At 61.8% G+C, this 15,038-nt stretch carries 12 protein-coding genes; 1 reads left to right on the forward strand and 11 read right to left on the reverse strand.

Annotated features, from left to right (window positions below):
• Positions 1-43: 43 nt before the first annotated feature.
• The 7 genes from gltS to arcD (N436_RS17180) all read right to left on the reverse strand — a co-directional run bounded on the left by gltS (position 44) and on the right by arcD (N436_RS17180) (position 8,295).
• On the reverse strand, positions 44-1,246 hold the full coding sequence (gene gltS / locus N436_RS17150; protein ID WP_110741598.1) for a sodium/glutamate symporter: 1,203 nt from the start codon (positions 1,244-1,246) through the stop codon (positions 44-46).
• A gap of 127 nt (positions 1,247-1,373) precedes the next feature.
• The gene (locus N436_RS17155) at positions 1,374-2,882 is read right to left on the reverse strand and encodes a sigma-54-dependent transcriptional regulator (protein ID WP_110741599.1); all 1,509 of its coding nucleotides are present in this window, start codon (positions 2,880-2,882) and stop codon (positions 1,374-1,376) included.
• 83 nt (positions 2,883-2,965) lie between these two features.
• Entirely contained in the window at positions 2,966-3,334 is a 369-nt protein-coding gene (locus tag N436_RS17160) for a DUF5064 family protein (RefSeq protein WP_105946908.1), read from the reverse strand.
• A 56-nt stretch (positions 3,335-3,390) separates the two neighbouring features.
• Positions 3,391-4,320 (reverse strand): carbamate kinase, encoded by a 930-nt coding sequence (gene arcC, locus N436_RS17165; protein ID WP_016713103.1) that lies wholly within the window; start codon positions 4,318-4,320, stop codon positions 3,391-3,393.
• Between the two features lie 180 nt (positions 4,321-4,500).
• Positions 4,501-5,511 carry an ornithine carbamoyltransferase gene (locus N436_RS17170; RefSeq protein ID WP_110741600.1) on the reverse strand — a complete coding sequence of 337 codons (1,011 nt, stop codon included), beginning with the start codon at positions 5,509-5,511 and terminating at the stop codon, positions 4,501-4,503.
• Between the two features lie 69 nt (positions 5,512-5,580).
• Positions 5,581-6,834, reverse strand: coding sequence for an arginine deiminase (gene arcA / locus N436_RS17175; RefSeq protein WP_060497442.1), 1,254 nt, complete (start codon positions 6,832-6,834; stop codon positions 5,581-5,583).
• Positions 6,835-6,867: 33 nt separating this feature from the next.
• On the reverse strand, positions 6,868-8,295 hold the full coding sequence (gene arcD, locus N436_RS17180) for an arginine-ornithine antiporter (RefSeq protein WP_105946906.1): 1,428 nt from the start codon (positions 8,293-8,295) through the stop codon (positions 6,868-6,870).
• Positions 8,296-8,731: 436 nt separating this feature from the next.
• Between arcD (N436_RS17180) and arcD (N436_RS17185) the strand changes: the two genes are divergently transcribed.
• On the forward strand, positions 8,732-10,159 hold the full coding sequence (gene arcD / locus N436_RS17185; RefSeq protein ID WP_110741601.1) for an arginine-ornithine antiporter: 1,428 nt from the start codon (positions 8,732-8,734) through the stop codon (positions 10,157-10,159).
• Here the strand turns inward: arcD (N436_RS17185) and N436_RS17190 are convergent.
• From N436_RS17190 to N436_RS17205, 4 genes are all read right to left on the reverse strand, one after another.
• Positions 10,139-10,552 (reverse strand): YbaN family protein, encoded by a 414-nt coding sequence (locus tag N436_RS17190; RefSeq protein WP_105946904.1) that lies wholly within the window; start codon positions 10,550-10,552, stop codon positions 10,139-10,141. The genes arcD (N436_RS17185) and N436_RS17190 overlap by 21 nt on opposite strands.
• Positions 10,553-10,606: 54 nt before the next feature.
• Positions 10,607-11,200: a biliverdin-producing heme oxygenase gene (locus tag N436_RS17195; protein ID WP_105946903.1), complete on the reverse strand. Its 594-nt coding sequence runs from the start codon at positions 11,198-11,200 to the stop codon at positions 10,607-10,609.
• 142 nt (positions 11,201-11,342) lie between these two features.
• Positions 11,343-13,919, reverse strand: a complete 2,577-nt coding sequence (locus tag N436_RS17200) for a TonB-dependent receptor (RefSeq protein WP_110741602.1) — start codon at positions 13,917-13,919, stop codon at positions 11,343-11,345.
• 126 nt (positions 13,920-14,045) lie between these two features.
• A complete protein-coding gene (locus N436_RS17205) occupies positions 14,046-15,008 on the reverse strand; it encodes a FecR domain-containing protein (RefSeq protein ID WP_105946901.1) in 963 nt (320 codons plus the stop codon).
• Between the last annotated feature and the right edge of the window lie 30 nt (positions 15,009-15,038).

Genomic DNA, 15,038 nt, shown 5'->3' on the forward strand with positions numbered 1-15,038 from the left:
GCGACGGTCCCGGGCTAGCCATGCCCGGGACTGGCCGGTGGGTTTAGCCAGTGATAAATGGCAATGCCAGGTACAGTTTGATCACGATCACGTTGATGATGTCGATGAAGAACGCACCCACCATCGGCACCACCAGGAAGGCGATGTGCGAGGCGCCGTAACGTTGGGTCACCGCTTGCATGTTAGCGATCGCCGTGGGTGTTGCACCCAGGCCGAAGCCACAGTGCCCCGCCGCCAGCACCGCTGCATCATAGTTGCGGCCCATGACCCGGAATGTCACGAAGATCGCAAACAGTGCCATGACCAATGTCTGTGCAGCCAGCAGTATGAAGAACGGCAAGGCCAGTGCTGCCAGGTCCCACAGTTTGAGTGACATCAAGGCAATTGCCAGGAACAGCGACAGACTGACGTTGCCCAGTACCGAGACTTCCCGTTCGAAGACATGATAAAAACCGAACGCCGAAAGGCCGTTGCGCAACAATACGCCCACGAAGAGTACGCAAACGAATGTTGGCAGTTCGAATGCGGTACCTTTCAACAGGCTGTTAAGTAATGTGCCGGCCAGTAAGCTGACGGCAATAAGTGCCAAGGTTTCGATAAATGAAAACGAAGTAATCAACCGCTCTTTGTTCGGCTGCTCAAAGCCCTTGGGTAATTGTGGTACTTCTTCTTCCACACCCGGTGTTTTGACACGCTTGATCAGCAACCGGGCAACCGGGCCACCAATCAAACCGCCCAGCACCAGGCCGAACGTGGCAGAGGCCAGTGCAAGTTCCGAGGCTGAAGCCAACCCAAACTTTTCAGTGAAGGTCGCGCTCCAGGCAGCGCCAGTGCCGTGGCCACCTGACAGGGTGATCGAACCGGCCAGCAGGCCCATCAGTGGGTCGAGCCCCAATGCCGTTGCCAGCCCGATACCCATGGCGTTCTGAACCAGCAGCAAGCCCGTCACCACCAGCAGGAACACGGCAACCACGCGTCCGCCCTTCTTCAGGCTGGCAAAGTCTGCACTCAAACCGATGGTGGCGAAGAATGCCAGCATCAACGGTGCTTGCAACGAGGTATCAAACTGGACCTGTACATCGAAACTGCGCAATGCCAAGAGTGCTAGCGCAACGACCAAACCACCTGCAACAGGCTCCGGAATATTGTAAGCGCGCAGAAAGCCAATACGTGCGACCAGACCGCGCCCCAGTAACAGTACCAAGGAGGCGGCTACAAGTGTCCCGTAAAAATCGAGTTCAAACATCAGGGTACTCTTCGCTCAGGGTGACATGCAAAATTACAATGTCACCATTCTACGGCGAGCACTCCAGTCAATTGCGGCTGAGCGGCTAGGAAAAATCTGAATCAACGGTAAGTTTTGACGACAAGTGTCAGGCTTTTCCGGGTATTCCATATTTACGCAGTCGCTGGGCAATAGCGGTATGTGAAGTTTGCAAACGCCCGGCCAACTGCCGCGTCGACGGATAGCTGGCATACAAGCGCTGCAACAGCTCACGCTCGAAGTCACCCACGGCCTGCTCCAGGCTGGCTACGTCGCCATCCAGCCCACGCGCCACCGAAGTACCGGCGATGTCCAGGTCGCCGATGTCCACCAGGTTGCCCTCACAGATAGCCGCTGCGCGGAAAATCACGTTCTGCAGTTGGCGTACATTGCCCGGCCAAGGGTTGGCCAGCAGCGCCGAATGGGTGGCTGGCGTCAATCGGCAGGGCGGGCGCTGAATCTGCGTGCAGGCTTGCTGCATGAAGAAGTGCGCCAGCATCAGGATATCCTGGCCCCGGTCGCGCAGTGGCGGTACCTGCAGGTTGAGCACGTTCAGGCGGTAGAACAGGTCTTCGCGGAAGCTGCCGTCGGCAACCATGCGTTCCAGGTCGCGGTGGGTGGCGCTGATGATGCGCACATCCACCTTCACTTCGCGGTCACCGCCCACCCGGCGGAAGCTGCCGTCACTGAGAAAGCGCAGCAGTTTGGCCTGCAGGTATGGCGACATTTCGCCAATTTCATCGAGGAACACCGTGCCCTGGTTGGCCAGCTCCATCAGCCCGGGCTTGCCGCCCCGTTGCGCGCCGGTGAAGGCGCCAGGGGCGTAACCGAACAGCTCGCTCTCGGCCAGGCTCTCGGGCAGCGCGGCACAGTTAAGGGCCAGGAACGGTGCCGCGTGGCGGCTGCTGATGGCATGGCAGGCACGGGCTACCAGTTCTTTGCCGGTGCCGGTTTCGCCATGCACCAGCAATGGCGCATCGAGCGCCGCCACGCGCAGGGCGCGGGCCTTGAGGGTGCGGATGGCCGGTGACTCGCCGAGCAGGGCATCGAAACCTTCGGCGTGGTCGTGGTGCAAGGCTGACAGGCGTTCGCCCATGCGTGAAGGTGGGTACAGCGTCAGCAGGCCGCCGGTATTGGTGATCGGCATGGCGTCCAGCAGCAGGCTCTGGCCGTTCAGCTGCATCTCGCGCATGGGCAGGTGGAAGTTGTTGTCCAGCAGGGCTTGCAGCAGCGCCGGGTCGCCAAACAGTTCGCCCACCGAGCGCCCAGCGGATTCGCGGCCACACAGTTCGATCAGTGCCGGGTTGGCCAGTAGCACCAGCCCTGCGCTGTCCACCGCCAGCACCGGGTCGCTCATGGCGGCCAGCAGGGCATCCAGTTGCAGGTGGCGGCGTTGGCCAGGGAGGATGTCGACCACGTCCACCGATTGCACGCCATGCACCTCGAAGAGCGCGTCGTGCAGTTCTTCAAGCACGGCGGGGCTTAGGGTGGGGGCGTCGATGTAGACGTTCGGCGGGACCATCTCCACGGCGTCCAGGTTGAGGTTGCGGGCACCGAGCAGGGCGAGGACTTCCTGGGTGATGCCGACGCGGTCGATGAAGCTGACGTGGATGCGCATGGGGGAGGGTGAGGTGGTGGCCGGGAAGGGCGGTAGTATGCCTTAACATCGCCGGGGCCGCTGTGCGGCCCCGGTTCTTGAAATCACTCCAGATGTTCAGGCTTGATCGGATCGCCCGATTTCACATCGAGCTTTTCGCGAATGTCGGCGAACATGTAGTCATAGAGCTTGTGCGGCGAACTCAGGGTCTCGAATTTCTTCGGCGGCGCCAGATACGACTGGGCCTTGCGGCTCAGTTGCATGAGAAAGCTGGGCAACACCTGGTCCTTGGCGAGGAAGAACTTTTCTTCCACCGTTTTGCCTTCGATGCTGCCATGCATGTGGAACTGAATGCCTCTGCCTTCCTTGGGATCAGACACTGCCTCATACTCGATGTTCAGGTCGTAGCTGTGGTCTGCCGCGTTCAGCGCAGTGCGCTCGATGTGTACATGACCGGGGTGGTACTGGGCCATGGCTAACTCCTCTGGAAGGTCGAAAATGGCGGGCGCCAGGCGCCCGCCCACTGCATTCAACGGTAGCTGATCCCCGGCTTCGCGGTGGAGACCCGAGTGCCAGCAGTGCCTTTGACGATGTCCTCGATGTTCTCGAGCGAACTGATTACCGCCACTTTGCCGGTATTGCGGGCGAAGTCACTGGCAGCCTGCACCTTTGGCCCCATGGAGCCGGCGGCGAAGCCAAGCCGTTCGAGTTCGTCAGGGTGTGCCTGGGCGATGGCTTTTTGCGTAGGCTTGCCCCAGTCAATGTACGCCGCATCGACGTCAGTGGCGATTATCAGAAGGTCGGCATCCAGTTGCTCGGCCAGCAAAGCCGAGCACAGGTCCTTGTCGATCACCGCCTCGATGCCCTTGAGCTTGCGGTTTTCATCGTACATGGTGGGGATACCACCACCGCCTGCGCAAATCACGATGCTGCTCTTTTCCAGCAGCCACTTGATCGGGCGGATTTCGAAGATGCGCTTGGGTTTGGGGCTGGCCACCACGCGGCGGTACTTGTCGCCGTCGGCCTTCACCACCCAGCCCTTTTCCTTGGCCAGCCGTTCGGCTTCGTCCTTGCTGTAGACCGGGCCGATGAACTTGGTGGGGTCTTTGAAGGCGGGGTCATTGGCGTCCACTTCCACCTGGGTCAGCAGGGTGGCGAATGGCACTTCGAAGGCCAGCAGGTTGCCCAGTTCCTGCTCGATCATGTAGCCGATCATGCCCTCGGTTTCGGCACCCAGCACGTCCAGCGGGTAGGCCTCGTCGGGTTTGTAGGACAGTGCCTGGAGTGACAGCAGGCCAACCTGCGGGCCGTTGCCGTGGGCAATGACCAGCTCGTTGCCAGGGTGGATCTTGGCGATCTGTTCGGTGGCGGTGCGGATATTGGCGCGCTGGTTCTCAGCGGTCATGGGCTCGCCGCGACGCAGCAGGGCGTTGCCGCCCAATGCAACAACGATACGCATGGGGAATGTCCTTTAACTAAAAGAATGAGCTGCCGCTGCACGGAGGCTGCCGGGTTCCCTGTGGGAGCGGGCGTGCCCGCGAAGAGGCCAGGCCAGACACCTTCAATGGTGCGGCTGACGCATTCGCGGGCATGCCCGCTCCCACAAGTACAGTGCAATCCTCCGGTAGGCGGATATGGCTTACAGATCAGCCAGGGTCGACACCAGGATCGCCTTGATCGTGTGCATGCGGTTTTCCGCCTGCTCGAAGGCGATGCAGGCCGGTGACTCGAACACGTCGTCGGTCACTTCGATGCCGTTGGCCAGGTCCGGGTACTGTTCGGCGATTTGCTTGCCCACCTTGGTATCGGAGTTGTGGAACGCCGGCAGGCAGTGCATGAACTTGGTCCGCGGGTTGCCGGTGGCCTTCATCAGCTGCGCATTCACCTGGTATGGCTTGAGCTGTTTGATACGCTCGCCCCAGGCCTCGATTGGCTCACCCATCGATACCCACACGTCGGTGTGCACGAAGTCCACACCCTTGACCGCAGCAACCGGGTCTTCGGTGAGGGTGATGCGGGCGCCACTTTCTTCAGCGTACTTCTTGCAACGCTCGACCAGGTCATCATGCGGCCACAGCGCCTTCGGTGCGGCGATGCGCACGTCCATGCCCAGCTTGGCGCCAATCAGCAGCAGGGAGTTACCCATGTTGTTGCGGGCGTCGCCCAGGTAGGCGTAGCTGATGTCGTGCAGCGGCTTGTCGCTGTGCTCGCGCATGGTCAGCACGTCAGCGATCATCTGGGTGGGGTGATATTCGTCAGTCAGTCCGTTGAACACCGGCACGCCGGCAAACTTGGCCAGCTCTTCGACGATTTCCTGCTTGAAGCCACGGTATTCGATGGCATCGTACATGCGCCCGAGCACGCGGGCGGTGTCCTTCATGCTCTCTTTGTGGCCAATCTGCGAGGAATTGGGGTCGATGTAGGTGACGTTGGCGCCCTGGTCATAGGCCGCCACTTCGAAGGCGCAGCGGGTACGGGTAGAGGTCTTTTCAAAGATCAGGGCGATGTTGTTGCCCTTCAGGTGCTGCTGCTCGGTGCCGGTGTACTTGGCGCGCTTCAGGTCGCGGGACAGGTCCAGCAGGTAGCGCAACTCGCGCGTGGTGTGGTGTTCCAGGCTGAGCAGGTTGCGGTTGTGAATGTTGAACGCCATGACTTTTCTCCTTGAGTTTGGTGAACGCACCGGCCGCCGCTTTGTGAGGGCGGCCGGGGGTAATGGGCGTTAGTAATCGATAGGGTCGCGCACGATCGGGCAGGTCATGCAGTGGCCGCCGCCCCGGCCCCGGCCCAGTTCGCCGGCGCTGATGGTGATGACCTCGATACCCGCCTTGCGCAGCAGGGTATTGGTGTAGGTGTTACGGTCATAGCCGATGACCACACCCGGCTCGATGGCCACCACGTTGTTGCCGTCATCCCACTGTTCGCGCTCGGCGGCGAAGCTGTTGCCGCCGGTCTCGACCACGCGCAGCTTGACCCCCAGTTGCTCGCCCACCACTTCGATGAACGACTTGTTGATGCGGCGAACGTCCATGCCGTATGGCTTGCCTTCGTCCGGACGGATGATGAACGGCACGATCTCTTTCACCACTTCCGGGAAGACCGTGACCAGGTCGCGGTCGCAGAAGCTGAACACGGTATCCAGGTGCATGGCGGCACGGGACTTCGGCAGGCCGGCGACGATCACTTCCTTGACGGCGCCCTTGGCGAACAGGTTCTGTGCCAACTGGCCGATGGCTTGGCGCGAGGTACGCTCGCCCATGCCGATGAGCACGATGCCGTTGCCGATCGGCATCACGTCACCGCCTTCGAGGGTGGCATTGCCGTGGTCTTTGTCAGGGTCGCCGTACCACACCTGGAAGTCGGCGCCGGTGAACTCCTTGTGGAACTTGTAGATGGCTGTGGTCAGCAGGGTTTCCTGGCGTCGCGCCGGCCAGTACATCGGGTTTAGCGTCACGCCACCGTAGATCCAGCAGGTGGTGTCGCGGGTGAACTGGGTGTTGGGCAATGGCGGCAGGATGAAGCTGGAATGGCCCAGGTAGTCGTTGTACATCTTGACCACATCGGCGCCTTCGCTTTGTGGCAGGTCCTGGCCCGCCACGCCACCGATCAGGAATTCGGCCAGGTGGCGAGGATCAAGGCCTTCGAGCCAGCTGCGCACTTCGTTGGTCAGGCCGACACCCACGGTGTCGGGGGTGATCTTGCGGTCGAGGATCCACTTCAGTGCTTCGGGTTGCTGGACGATGTCGGTCAGCAGGTTGTGCATTTCCAGCACATCTACGCCGCGCTCGCGCATCTTGGTGACGAAGTCGAAATGGTCACGCTTGGCCTGGTCGACCCAGATCACATCGTCGAACAGCAGTTCATCACAGTTGCTCGGCGTCAGGCGCTTGTGCGCCAGGCCCGGGGCGCAAACCATCACTTTGCGCAGTTTGCCGGCTTCGGAGTGGACACCGTACTTCTGTTTTTCAGCGGACATGGTTTCATTCCTCCAATTGAACGAAGACGTGGGTCAAAGGGTCAGGAAGCCGTCATACAGGCCAAAGGCTGCCACCAGGGCGCCGATGACCACGGCTGCGAAGATCAGTTTTTCCACGTTGGTGAAGACAGGTTGGCCTACCTCACGCTTGGCCTTGGCGAACAGGATGGCGCCAGGTGCGTAGAGCAGGGCCGAGAGCAGCAGGTATTTCACGCCGCCGGCGTACAGCAGCCAGATGGCGTACAACAGGGCGATACCGCCGATGATCAGGTCTTTCTTGCGTTCGGCCAGGGCCTGTTCGTAGGTTTCGCTGCGCAGTGCCAGCAAGAAGGCGTAGGCCGCCGACCACAGGTAAGGCACCAGGATCATCGAGGTGGCGAGGTAGATCAGCGACAGGTAGGTGCTGTTGGAGAACAGCGTGATTACCAGGAAGATCTGCACCATGGCGTTGGTCAGCCACAGGGCGTTGGCCGGCACCTGGTTGGCGTTTTCGCGGCGCAGGAACTCCGGCATGGTGTGGTCCTTGGCGGCGGCGAACATGATCTCGGCGCACAGCAGTACCCACGACAGCAGGGCCCCCAGCAGCGAGATGATCAGGCCGACGCTGATCAGCACCGCACCCCAGTGGCCGACCACATGTTCCAGCACGGCCGCCATCGACGGGTTCTGCAGCTTGGCCAGCTCCGGTTGGGTCATGATGCCCAGCGACAGCACGTTGACCAGCACCAGGAACAGCAACACGGTGACGAAGCCGATGACCGTGGCCTTGCCCACGTCAGAGCGTTTTTCCGCCCGGGACGAGAAGATGCTCGCACCTTCGATGCCGATGAACACCCATACGGTGACCAGCATCATGTTGCGGACCTGGTTCATCACACTGCCAAGCTCTGGTGTGCCTACGGCCCAGATGTCGGCGGTGAAGATGTCGAGCCTGAAGGCGAACAGGCAGATCAGTGCGAACAGCACCAGCGGCACCACTTTGGCCACGGTGGTGACCAGGTTGATGAATGCCGCTTCCTTGATGCCGCGCAGCACCAGGAAGTGCACGGCCCACAAGAGGATCGACGCGCCAATGATGGCGGCCGGTGTGTTGCCTTCACCGAAGATCGGGAAGAAGTACCCCAAGGTACTGAACAGCAACACGAAGTAGCCAACGTTGCCCAGCCAGGCACTGATCCAGTAGCCCCAGGCCGAGGAAAAGCCCATGTAGTCGCCGAAACCGGCCTTGGCGTAGGCATACACCCCGCCGTCCAGGTCAGGCTTGCGGTTGGCCAGGGTCTGGAACACGAAGGCCAGGGTCAGCATGCCGACGGCGGTGATGCCCCAGCCAATCAACACCGCACCAACCCCAGCGCTGGCGGCCATGTTTTGCGGCAGCGAGAAGATCCCGCCGCCAATCATTGAGCCGACGACAAGTGCAACTAACGCGCCGAGCTTTAGTTTTCCGGATGAATCAGACATTTAACAACTCCTGCCAGGAGAAAGTTGACATCAGCATAAATCTGACGCCTCTGCCGTAACCTGACTTGTGTCAGTTTAAGGCGACGTGAAGGTAGGAAATTTCCTTCACGGGTGCTCCTGGAGAGTGCCGACAGCTTAAGCTGCAGGCCTTGCGCGCTGGCACCTCCATGTCGTTCTAGAGCAAACGCTCTGTTCAGCCTGCGATGCTTGAAGCTAGCCGCTTTTGCCGCTTTCGCAAATTTTTCACAAGAATTTCGAGTTTTATCAGTTTCTTTTCTAGTTGCCGCGCAGCTGCTAGTTTTTACAGGGTAGGTGCATAGACAAAGCAGTTATTAGTGCTATAGCTTCAATGCCATGCTTCATTATAAGTAACAGCATTTATATGGCCCGAAACGCTGTTTCAAATGCGTGACAGTGCAGGAAAAAAGGGAGGCTCATGAGCGAACCGGGACAGAAGCTGCGCCTCGGCGCGCTGATCGCGCTGGTGGTCGGCTCGATGATTGGTGGCGGCATCTTTTCGCTGCCGCAGAACATGGCGGCGCGTGCCGATGTAGGGGCGGTTTTGATCGGCTGGGGCATCACGGCTGTCGGCATGCTGGCGCTGGCCTTCGTGTTCCAGACCCTGGCCAACCGCAAGCCGGAGCTCGATTCGGGGGTGTACGCCTACGCCAAGGCGGGCTTCGGTGAATACATGGGTTTCTCCTCGGCCTGGGGTTACTGGATCAGCGCCTGGCTGGGTAACGTCGGTTACTTCGTACTGCTTTTCAGCACCCTGGGCTTTTACTTCCCGGTGTTTGGCGAAGGCAACACGCCAATCGCCATCGGCTGTGCTTCGCTGCTGCTGTGGGCGGTGCATTTCCTGGTGCTGCGCGGCATCAAGGAGGCAGCGTTCATCAACCAGGTGACCACCGTGGCCAAGGTGGTGCCATTGCTGATGTTCGTGGTGATTGCCGCGTTTGCCTTCCGCGCCGATATCTTCACCCGGGATATCTGGGGCATGAGCAACCCGCAGTTCGGCAGCGTGCTGCAGCAGGTGCGCAACATGATGCTGGTGACCGTGTTCGTGTTCATCGGTATCGAGGGGGCCAGCGTGTATTCCGGGCGAGCCGAGCGCCGTTCGGACGTGGGTAAGGCTACGGTCATCGGTTTTCTCGGTGTGCTGGCGTTGCTGGTGCTGGTCAACGTGTTGTCGCTGGGGGTGATGACCCAGCCGGAACTGGCCGGGCTGCAGAACCCCTCACTGGCCTCGGTGCTGGAGCACATTGTCGGCCCTTGGGGTGCGTTGCTGATCAGCCTTGGGCTGGCGGTCTCTTTGCTCGGTGCCTTGCTGTCCTGGGCGCTGCTGTGCGCCGAGATTCTGTACGCCACGGCGCGGGACAAGACCATGCCACGCTTTCTGGCCAAGGAAAACGCCAACCATGTGCCGGCCAACGCCCTGTGGCTGACCAACTGCATGATCCAGGGCTTCCTGTTGATCACGCTGTTCTCGGCCGGTACCTACACCAGCCTGATCTACCTGGCTTCTTCGATGATCCTGGTGCCCTACCTGTGGTCGGCGGCTTATGCCGTGCTGCTGGCGGTGCGTGGGGAAACCTACGCCACGCAACCGGGCCTGCGCCGCAAGGACCTGCTGGTGGCGCTGGTTGCCCTGCTGTATGCCGTTTGGCTGCTGTACGCGGGGGGGCTGAAGTACCTGCTACTTTCTGCGCTGTTGTACGCACCCGGTGTGATCCTGTTCGCCAGGGCCAAGCATGAGCAGGGGCAGACCCTGTTCACCACCTGGGAAAAGCTGATTTTTGCTGCCGTGCTTGTGGGTGCGGCACTGGCGGCCTACGCCTTGTATTCAGGGCTGCTGAGCTTGTGACGGGGCAGGGCAGGCATGCTCCGGGCGCGACCAGATCCACAGGTTGCCCAGGGTCATGCCGGCGATGGCCAGGAACACCGGCCAGCGGTGTTCGAGAAAGGTCAGCATCAGGCCAGCACACAGCAGCATGCTGAGGGTTGCGCTTACCTTGGCCCGGCGCTGGATCACCTTGCCATTGCGCCAGTTGTAAAGGATTGGCCCGAACAACCGGTGGTTTTCCAGCCAGGCTGAAAGGCGCGGTGAGCTGCGCGTGGCAGCCCAGGCGGCCAGCAGGATGAACTCGGTGGTCGGCAAGCCGGGAATCACGATGGCGACCAGGCCCACGCCCAGGCTCACGTAAGCCAGTATTCCATACAGCAGGCGGGCGAGTTTGGAGCGGGCGGGTCGGGTCATGGTCTCACTGCATAAAACGGTGCGGCCACCGGAAGGGTGGCCGGCTACGGCGTATCAAACCAGCGCGGCATCTGCAGCATAGGCGTGCTTGAGCAGCTCGGTGAAGCGTTCGAAGGCGGCAACGGCGCCGCGTTCGGCAGCGGCTTCCTCTTCGGCCGACAATTCCAGGCCATCGAGGATGCGGGTGAACTGCTTCCAGCCTTCGGCACGGCCACCGGCCGGTTCGCCCAGGTGGCGGGCACCGAAGCTGTCGGACAGTTCCAGGGCCACGGCACGCTTGATCAGAAACGCAGCGCCCAGTTTGGAGCCTTCGGAGACGAAGATCCAGCCCATTGCCTCACCCAGGCTCGGTTTGCCCAGGGCACCCGGCACGGCGGCTGGCACTTCGGTGTCGAGGTCCGCGAGGTCCAGGCGGGCCTGGTCGGCACGGCAGCGCTCGGCCAGGTCGGGCACGATGGCGATCAGTTGCGGGTCGTTGTACAGGGCCTGCAATTCAGACTGGAACAGGTACTGGGCAACGACGAAGCGGGCAAAGCTTTCGCGGCTGTCGAAGGGCGCGTGGGATTTGACCAGGGCATCCAGCTCGGCGTGCGGGGCGTGGGTGATCTGGTTCAGGCGCTGGGAGCGCAGGGCTGGGCGTTCGGTCATGGGGGCAGTCCTTGGAAAAAGGGGCGTCTAGATACAAGACGAAGCAGCGGGGGCGGGACAGTAAAAAAAGCCAGTATTTGTGTTGCCTGAACCGGCCTCTTCGCGGGTTCACCCGCGAAGAGGCCGGTTCAGGCGAGTGGAATCAGATATCCCAAACCACATTGATACCGAAGTTGCGCCCCGGCATGGTCAGGCGGTCGATGTTGGCTGGCTGGGTCACGGCCGCTTCACCCTGGCCGTCGTAGCTGCGTACCGAATCCCACTGCCAGTATTTCTTGTCGGTCAGGTTGTACAGGCCGGCGTTGATGGTGACGTCGTCGGTCACCTTGTAGTAGCCGGTCAGGTCCAGCACGCCGTAGCCCGGTGTACGGAACTTCGAGGTCGAGCCGTCCGGCGAGTAGAAGGTGCTGTCGTCGACGCGGGTCTTACGCTTGACCAGCGTCCAGCTCAGCAGGCCGCCATAGTTCTGCTGCTCGTAACCCAGGCCGAACACGCCTTTCAGCGGATTGACGCTGTTCAGCGGCTGACCGGTGTCATCGTTGCGGCCGTAGGTGTAGGCAATCGAGCCCTGGGTATACAGGCCTTGCGGCGCACCGAAGTGGTCGAGGTTCAGGCGGCCCTTGACCTCGGCACCCTTGATGGTGGCGTGCTTGATGTTGTTGGCCTGGAAGGTTTGTTCTAGGTTGGCGCTTTGCACGGCGTCTTCATCGATGAAGTCGCGGTACTTGTTGTAGAACACCGCCACGTCGAAGTTACCGGCGTCGAAGTTGCCACGCAGGCCGGTTTCGTAGCTTTTGCTCTTCTCCGGTTCGAGGTTCGGGTTGCCCTCTACACGGTAGCCTTGCTCGATGTTTTCAAAGCGACCGTACATGGCCTTGGCGGTCGGGGTGCGGAAGCCTTCGGCATACTGGCCGTACCAGGTGTAGTTGTCGTTGAAGGCGTAGGTCAGGCCGAATTTGGGCGAGACGCGGTGCCACTTCTTGTCCGAGTCGTCCTGGGACGTAGGCGCTGTACCGGTCGACGCCAGGCCACGCAGGAATTCGTCGGTGAACTTGGGTTCCATGCGCGTGTAGTCGTAGCGGGCGCCGGGCATGAAGGTCCAGTTGTTCCAGCGGATCTCGTCCTGCACGAACAGGCTGTAGGTGTTCACGGTCGGGTCCGGGAAGTCGCTGACCAGTGCCTGGCCGTCTGCCGGGCGGTCGGCGCCGATGGCGGTGCAACCGGAGCCAATGGTCAGGCAGGTACCGGTGCCGCTGCGCGATCCGGTGACTTTCTCATGCTTGAGTGTGGTGCCGTAGGTCAGCAAGTGGTCGGTTGCGCCGATGCTGAAGGCCTTGTCCAGCTGTGCATCGAACACCCACTGGCGGTCCTTGTAGGTGGTGTCGCGGGTACGCAGAACCTGGCGGCCAGGCGGTGCGTAGACTTCCTCTGTGTGCTGGTCGGTCTTGGCGATCTGGTAGTTCAGGCTCCATTTCACGTGGTCGGCGACCAGCGAGTCCAGGCCGAATTCGTGATTGATGCCAAAGCGCTCGCGGGTGATGGTGTCGTTGCCATTACGCGCCTTGTAGTAGCCCATGCCGCCAAAACCGGGAATGAACGGCCCACCCACTGCGCTGAGAATGTTCTGGTCGCGATCATCCTTGTAACGCTCGTAGGTCACGCCCAGGCGTGCGTCGTCGGCGTAGTTCCAGCCCAGTTTGGCCAGCACGTTGGTGGTGCGCACGTCCATCGGGTTGGCTTCGGTGCGCGACAGGCCGTCACCGCTGTGGCTGCCGTGGGTTTCGGTCTCGTGGCCGTTGCGCTGGCTCAGGTGCAACAGGCCGTCGAAGTCGCCCTCGCGGCCGGCGACGGTGGCAGAGGTGAGCCAGCTTTCGTCGGCCGAGCTGTAGCCGGTTTTGAGGCGTGCGCCTACATCTTTGCCGGGCTTGATGATGTCGTCGGGGTCGAGGGTGAAGTAGCTTACCGCGCCGCCGATGGCGTTGCTGCCGTACAGCACCGAGGCCGGGCCACGCAGGATTTCCACGCGCTTGACGATTTCCGGGTCGACGTAGTTGCGTTGGGTCTGGGCATAGGGGCCGTAGAAGAAGCTGTCCGGGATCGACACGCCGTCGACCTGGGTGAGGATGCGCTCGCCGTCGATACCGCGGATGTTGTAGCCGTTCAGGCCGCTGCGCTGGCCGGTACCGGCCACCGACACACCCGGCTCGTAGCGCACCAGGTCCTGGATGTTGTTGACGTTCTGGCGGTCCAGTTGCTCGCGGGTCTGCACGCTGACGGTGCTCGGCACCTGGCTGACGTCCTGGACGCTACGGGTGGCGCTGACGGTCACCTGCTGCAGGGCGATCACATTGCCGCTGGCCTGGCGTTCAAGCACCACGTTGCCGTTGCTGATCTTGCGGAAACCCAGCCCGGTACCGTGCAGCAGGCGCTTGAGCGCCGCTTCGGGTGCCAGCGAGCCTTGTACACCCGGCGAAGCCACGCCATCGGCCAGTTCGGCGCTGAAGCCGACTTGCCAACCGGTGACCTGGCTGAAGGCATTGATGGCCGACACCAGCGGCTGCTGGCTGATACTGAAGCGGTAGTCACCCATGCGCGGGCTGCTGGCCTGGGCCGGTTCTGCGGCCATTGCAGGCAGGCTGCAGGCGCCGCTGGCAAGCAGGGCCAAGGTCAACAAGGACAGGCGGGGAAGGGTGGACGAGCGGGTAGGACCAGTGGACATCGGAAGCGCTCCCAGACGCGCGGGCTGTTATAGGTGATGGCTGTTCTCGTTTTCAAACAAGAATCAGTTGCATTGGCTATAACGAGACGGGCGGGGTAGCGCGATTGCGTAAAAATAATTTTCGGGTCAGTTCAGAATGACCAACGCCGGGTACTCATGCAGCTGTGCCGAGGTGATGTGGGCCAGCGCGCGCAGGGTTTCCAGCGGCTGGTCGAGGCGGTAGTTGCCAGTGACGGCCACGTCTTCCAGCTGCGCATTGCGGTTGATGATCCAGCCGGGGTAGTAGCGCCGCACTTCGGCCAGCACCTGGCTCAAGGGGCAGTTCTCGAACACCAGGCGGCCATCGATCCACGCCAGGTCCTTGTGCATGTCGGGGCGCTGGCGTTGGCCAAAGCCCTGCGGGCCGACGCTGATGCTGTCGCCGGCACTCAGGCGGATGCGCTGGTCGCGCGCGCCCTGCAGGTCGACATCGCCGCGTTGCACCCGCACTTGAGCCTCGCCGTCCAGGTAGCGCACGGCAAAGTCGGTGTCGCGCACCTGGGCACGCAACGGCCCGGCTTCTACCTCCAACGGCAGCAGCGCGTCCTCGGGTACCTGGAAGTAGGCCTCGCCTTGCAGCAGGCGGGCGACCTGGCGGCCGTCGCGGCGGTCGCTGGCAAAGGCCGAATTGGTGTTGAGCAGCACTTTTGCGCCGTCTTCCAGTTGCAGGCGCTGGCGCTCGCCCACCACGGTCAGGTGGTCAGCCTGCAGGCGCATGGGCAGGTTACCGACGGTGAACAGCCCGACCAGCAGCACAGCCGCAGTGGCCAGGGGTTTCCAGTGGCTGCGCAGGCGCCCGCGCCATGAGCGGCGCTGCTGCTGGTGCATCTGCGCGGCTGCGTGGTGCAGTGGGGCACCGTTCCACAGCGCTTCTGCCTCGACATAGGCCTCGGCGTTTTCGGGAGCCGCGCTCAGCCAGGCTTCGAAAGCCTGGGTATCTGCAGCATCGGCACATTGCAGGCGCACCAGCCAGTCCAGCGCCTCGTCCATGGCACGAGCACGGGCGCTGGGCCCGGCGGGTGACGGGCGAGGGGCGGGGCTGTCGGTCACGGGAAATCCTTGAATGGTTTTTCGCGAATG

The organism is Pseudomonas sp. RV120224-01b, assembly GCF_003208145.1.
GTDB classification, from domain to species: Bacteria; Pseudomonadota; Gammaproteobacteria; order Pseudomonadales; family Pseudomonadaceae; genus Aquipseudomonas; species Aquipseudomonas monteilii.

Excerpts from the sequence above, each read along its gene's own strand:
- N436_RS17160 (WP_105946908.1), bottom strand. The coding sequence starts at position 3,334 with ATGGCCCAGTACCACCCCGGTCATGTACACATCGAGCGCACTGCGCTG.
- gltS (WP_110741598.1), bottom strand. The coding sequence starts at position 1,246 with ATGTTTGAACTCGATTTTTACGGGACACTTGTAGCCGCCTCCTTGGTA.
- N436_RS17155 (WP_110741599.1), bottom strand. The coding sequence starts at position 2,882 with ATGCGCATCCACGTCAGCTTCATCGACCGCGTCGGCATCACCCAGGAA.
- arcD (WP_110741601.1), top strand. The coding sequence starts at position 8,732 with ATGAGCGAACCGGGACAGAAGCTGCGCCTCGGCGCGCTGATCGCGCTG.
- arcD (WP_105946906.1), bottom strand. The coding sequence starts at position 8,295 with ATGTCTGATTCATCCGGAAAACTAAAGCTCGGCGCGTTAGTTGCACTT.
- N436_RS17195 (WP_105946903.1), bottom strand. The coding sequence starts at position 11,200 with ATGACCGAACGCCCAGCCCTGCGCTCCCAGCGCCTGAACCAGATCACC.
- N436_RS17200 (WP_110741602.1), bottom strand. The coding sequence starts at position 13,919 with ATGTCCACTGGTCCTACCCGCTCGTCCACCCTTCCCCGCCTGTCCTTG.
- arcA (WP_060497442.1), bottom strand. The coding sequence starts at position 6,834 with ATGTCCGCTGAAAAACAGAAGTACGGTGTCCACTCCGAAGCCGGCAAA.
- N436_RS17170 (WP_110741600.1), bottom strand. The coding sequence starts at position 5,511 with ATGGCGTTCAACATTCACAACCGCAACCTGCTCAGCCTGGAACACCAC.
- N436_RS17190 (WP_105946904.1), bottom strand. The coding sequence starts at position 10,552 with ATGACCCGACCCGCCCGCTCCAAACTCGCCCGCCTGCTGTATGGAATA.
- arcC (WP_016713103.1), bottom strand. The coding sequence starts at position 4,320 with ATGCGTATCGTTGTTGCATTGGGCGGCAACGCCCTGCTGCGTCGCGGC.